Origin of the sequence: Pseudomonas sp. (assembly GCF_050739655.1) — a bacterium.
Lineage (GTDB): Bacteria > Pseudomonadota > Gammaproteobacteria > Pseudomonadales > Pseudomonadaceae > Aquipseudomonas.
Genome location: NZ_JBOIBY010000294.1, coordinates 1 through 3,974, shown reverse-complemented (window position 1 = coordinate 3,974; position 3,974 = coordinate 1). Strand labels below are relative to the sequence as shown.

General features: G+C 51.9%; 4 protein-coding genes and 1 pseudogene. All 5 read left to right on the top strand.

Annotated features, from left to right (window positions below; genetic code table 11):
• Nucleotides 1-1,266: deoxyguanosinetriphosphate triphosphohydrolase (locus ACRESJ_RS14340; RefSeq protein WP_431758473.1), on the top strand; the 1,266-nt coding region annotated here is incomplete at its 5' end.
• Between the two features lie 178 nt (nucleotides 1,267-1,444).
• Nucleotides 1,445-1,837 (top strand): response regulator, encoded by a 393-nt coding sequence (locus tag ACRESJ_RS14335; protein WP_431758472.1) that lies wholly within the window; start codon nucleotides 1,445-1,447, stop codon nucleotides 1,835-1,837.
• Between the two features lie 247 nt (nucleotides 1,838-2,084).
• Nucleotides 2,085-2,636: pseudogene (locus tag ACRESJ_RS14330) on the top strand (response regulator); the annotation flags it as partial.
• 738 nt (nucleotides 2,637-3,374) lie between these two features.
• Nucleotides 3,375-3,584 carry a hypothetical protein gene (locus ACRESJ_RS14325; RefSeq protein WP_431758471.1) on the top strand — a complete coding sequence of 70 codons (210 nt, stop codon included), beginning with the start codon at nucleotides 3,375-3,377 and terminating at the stop codon, nucleotides 3,582-3,584.
• Between the two features lie 21 nt (nucleotides 3,585-3,605).
• Nucleotides 3,606-3,878: a hypothetical protein gene (locus tag ACRESJ_RS14320; RefSeq protein WP_431758470.1), complete on the top strand. Its 273-nt coding sequence runs from the start codon at nucleotides 3,606-3,608 to the stop codon at nucleotides 3,876-3,878.
• The last annotated feature ends 96 nt before the right edge of the window (nucleotides 3,879-3,974 follow it).

Below are 3,974 nucleotides of genomic sequence, written 5' to 3'. Positions count from 1 at the left end.
CTCGGCCGCAGCCCTTTTCACAAAGACCACGACCGCATCATTTTCTCGGGGGCTTTCCGCCGCCTCGGGCGCAAGACCCAGGTCCATCCGGTGTCCAGCAATGATCACATTCATACGCGCCTGACCCACTCGCTGGAAGTCAGTTGCGTGGGTCGCTCACTGGGCATGCGGGTCGGCGAAACCATCCGCAATGCCCTGCCCGACTGGTGCGAACCCAGCGACCTGGGGATGGTGGTGCAATCGGCTTGCCTGGCACACGACATCGGCAACCCGCCTTTCGGCCATTCCGGTGAAGACGAGATCCGTCACTGGTTCCAGCAAGCCTCCGGCCGTGGCTGGCTGGATGCAATGAGTGAAGCCGAGCGCAATGACTTCCTGAATTTCGAAGGCAATGCCCAGGGCTTTCGGGTACTCACTCAACTGGAGTATCACCAGTTCGACGGCGGCACCCGTCTGACCTATGCAACGCTGGGCACGTACCTGAAGTATCCATGGACAGCCAGGCACGCCGACTCGCTGGGATACAAGAAACACAAGTTCGGCTGTTATCAGAGCGAGCTGCCGCTACTGGAGCAGATCGCCCATAAACTCGGCCTGCCGCAACTGGAGGAGCAACGCTGGGCGCGGCACCCGCTGGTGTACCTGATGGAGGCCGCCGACGACATCTGCTATGCGCTGATCGACCTGGAAGACGGCCTGGAAATGGAGTTGCTGGAATACGCCGAAGTCGAATCACTGTTGCTAGGCCTGGTGGGCGATGACTTGCCGGAGACCTACCGTCAGCTCGGTCCCGGCGATTCGCGCCGACGCAAGCTGGCGATCCTGCGCGGCAAAGCCATCGAGCACTTGACCAATGCCGCGGCCCGCGCCTTCGTCGAACAACAGGACGCGCTGCTGGCCGGTACATTGCCCGGCGACCTGGTGGAGCACATGCACGGGCCGGCCAAACGCTGTGTGCTGAACGCCAAGGACATGGCCCGCAAGAAAATCTTCCAGGACAAGCGCAAGACCCTGCACGAGATCGGCGCCTACACCACGCTGGAAATCCTGCTCAACGCCTTTTGCGGAGCAGCACTGGAGCAGCACAACGGTCGGACCCCATCGTTCAAAAGCCGCCGCATCCTTGACCTGCTGGGCAACAATGCACCCGACCCTCACGGCCCATTACACACTTCGTTTTTGCGCATGATCGATTTCATCGCCGGCATGACCGACAGCTATGCCAGTGACATGGCCCTGGAAATGACCGGACGCGCCAGCCACTAAGGCGTATCGATTGATCAGCCATTACGGCATTCGTAATAGCTGATCCCCCCTTCAAACTCCAGCAGCACTCAAGCTCCGTCGAATCGCCCTACAACATATGGCGAGCAAACTGATCGCCTGTCCGACACGCTCGCGAAACAATCGCCCTCCTTTCTGTTCGACAGATGAAGTGCGCCCCATGGCCGAAGACGATCTACGCATCCTCGTGGTGGAGGACCACCCCTTCCAACTTATAGCCACTCGATGCCTGCTGGAAAGTTATGGCTTCACCCGACTGACTACCGCCGACTGCGCCAAAGGCGCCATACGGCAAATGCTCGGGGCCAACCAGCCGTTCGACATCCTTTTATGCGATCAATGCCTGCCCGACCTGACCGGACTCGATCTGGTCCGGTTCGCCAGCCAGCTGGGACTGATCAGGCAGGCGATCATTCTGAGTAGCCTGACGACGTCTGAATTGAATGAACTTGTAAAAGCGGCAACTGAACACGGGCTGCCATTACTGGGTTACTTGATAAAGCCATTGAAACAATCTGAATTTAGAGAGCTGTTGACCTCGGCACAAATATAGAAAAAAGACATCTATAAAATCCGACAAACACACAGCGCAAAACTTACAAGCAACTTCCTTTTAAAGCACCTCCAAGCGTCAAACTTCCTCACCCTTCCTAACAAGAAACCTAGTTAATACGTAGTCCCTTTCTTTTAAATCTGTAGGATTTTTCCTATATTGCTGCTACGGCTCGGTGAGTTCATGCGTCCCTTCAAGTATCTGAGCTAAGGTGCGCGCTTTATTTGAGCTCGCATGGGACTTGATTATGAACTCTGAAACTTTTGTCGACGATCACCCGGTTATCCGCCTTGCCGTTCGAATGTTGCTGGAACATGAAGGTTACAAAGTCGTCGGCGAAACTGACAATGGGGTCGACGCCATGCAGATGGTTCGCGAATGCATGCCGGACCTGGTCATTCTCGACATCAGCATTCCAAAACTGGATGGACTGGAAGTGCTGTCCCGGTTCAACGCAATGAGCAATCCCCCTAAAACACTGGTGCTGACCGCACAATGCCCGACACTCTTCGGCATTCGTTGCATGCAATCCGGTGCATCGGGCTATGTCTGCAAACAAGAGGACATCAGTGAACTGGTCAGTTCTATAAAAGCGGTATTTTCAGGTTACAACTATTTCCCAAGTGAGGCCTTGAATCCCGTCCACGGAGATGAAACGCGCTGCATCGAACTGGAACTGTTCAAATCCGTAAACGACCGGGAACTGATGGTCTTGCAACTTTTTGCCCAAGGTCGCACAAACAAGGAAATCGCCAAGGGCATGTTTCTGAGCAACAAGACCGTGAGTACCTACAAGCAATAATTTCACTAGTTCACTTACACAACCGGAACACCACCTACCAGAAAAATATTGACAAATCAAGGAAATATTAAGATTTTTCTTGACAAATGAGAATCATTTGCTATAATAATAGTAGAAGGAAGGGAAATATAATCCAAAGTTTTCTTAGCCGACTTACCTTGGGTTGTGTTCTTTCTTCTATATAGGCAGGCGTATTCGTACGACGTTCAGCCCTTCCAGCAGGGCGCCTAAAGCTGGCCAAATTCCCCCAGTTACATCCTCTGTTGTACCCACCCCATTTCAAGTCGCAAGGGCGTCAGATTCCCTTGGATCAGTACTTGCAGTTACTGGCGACGTTACTGCTATTCCGCAGGGGGCCTCCACCCTTGTTACAACTCCGCCGGTAGTTGTTGCGGTCAACCGGCCCTAATTCCTTAGTTCTTTAAGTAAGAACACTTAGCCAGCCGTAAAAAGCTGGCTTCTTTTATTCCGCTTCATTTCATCAAATACAACCCAACACCACCCAACACATCCTAATCCTCAAGGAGATTACACAGTGTCTGATCAAGCCCCAATCCCTAGCCTGCTCGTTTTGTGTGCATGCTGCAACAAACCTGTTATCACAAAAAACAAATCGAAACGCCGTACCTGCTCCCACAACTGCTACATGAAGTTACGCAGAAAAGATATTAAAGAAGCTGCCAAGGCTTCCAACACTACAAACACCGATACACCTAACCCAATTCAGGAGCAAGCATGAACATCAGCATCAGCATCAACATCGAATCTATCAACATCAACGTAACAGTAGTTGGACAAACACAACCCCAAGTGCCAGAGCAAACCAAAGAAACCAAGCAAAGAGCTTCCGCCCAACAGAAGCTACAAAATAAGTTCAGGTTAGCTGCCAAGATCGAAGAGCTATTCGGTGCAGATCAAGCAAGTCAGTTTCTGGCTACCCACTAATTAATTAACAGGAGATTTAAAATGACATACAGAAAAGACCAAATCCGCAAGGTGTTGAAAACCGAGCAAGCGGAATACATCCAAAATGCAATCGAATTTGCAAGAACAGCAGCACCAGCTTATGAGGGATCGCTTGATCCAACAGGAAGTACCTTGTTCCTTCACCTAACTACACACGCTGCACTTGAACACTATGCTGACCTGAAAGCGGCAGGTTGGGAACTACAACATATGATCCCAGCACTTGCTGACAAGACCTTTAGTGTTGCCGCTGACCGAAAACTGACCCAGTAAAGGCTGTTCTGCCGACTGAAAACTGACCCAGGTGTTCAACTGCTTCTGCTCGCTTTCCGAGCAGGAGAACACAGGGTGATCAGCATGGAAATGTTG

Excerpts from the sequence above, each read along its gene's own strand:
- ACRESJ_RS14325 (WP_431758471.1), top strand. The coding sequence starts at position 3,375 with ATGAACATCAGCATCAGCATCAACATCGAATCTATCAACATCAACGTA.
- ACRESJ_RS14335 (WP_431758472.1), top strand. The coding sequence starts at position 1,445 with ATGGCCGAAGACGATCTACGCATCCTCGTGGTGGAGGACCACCCCTTC.
- ACRESJ_RS14320 (WP_431758470.1), top strand. The coding sequence starts at position 3,606 with ATGACATACAGAAAAGACCAAATCCGCAAGGTGTTGAAAACCGAGCAA.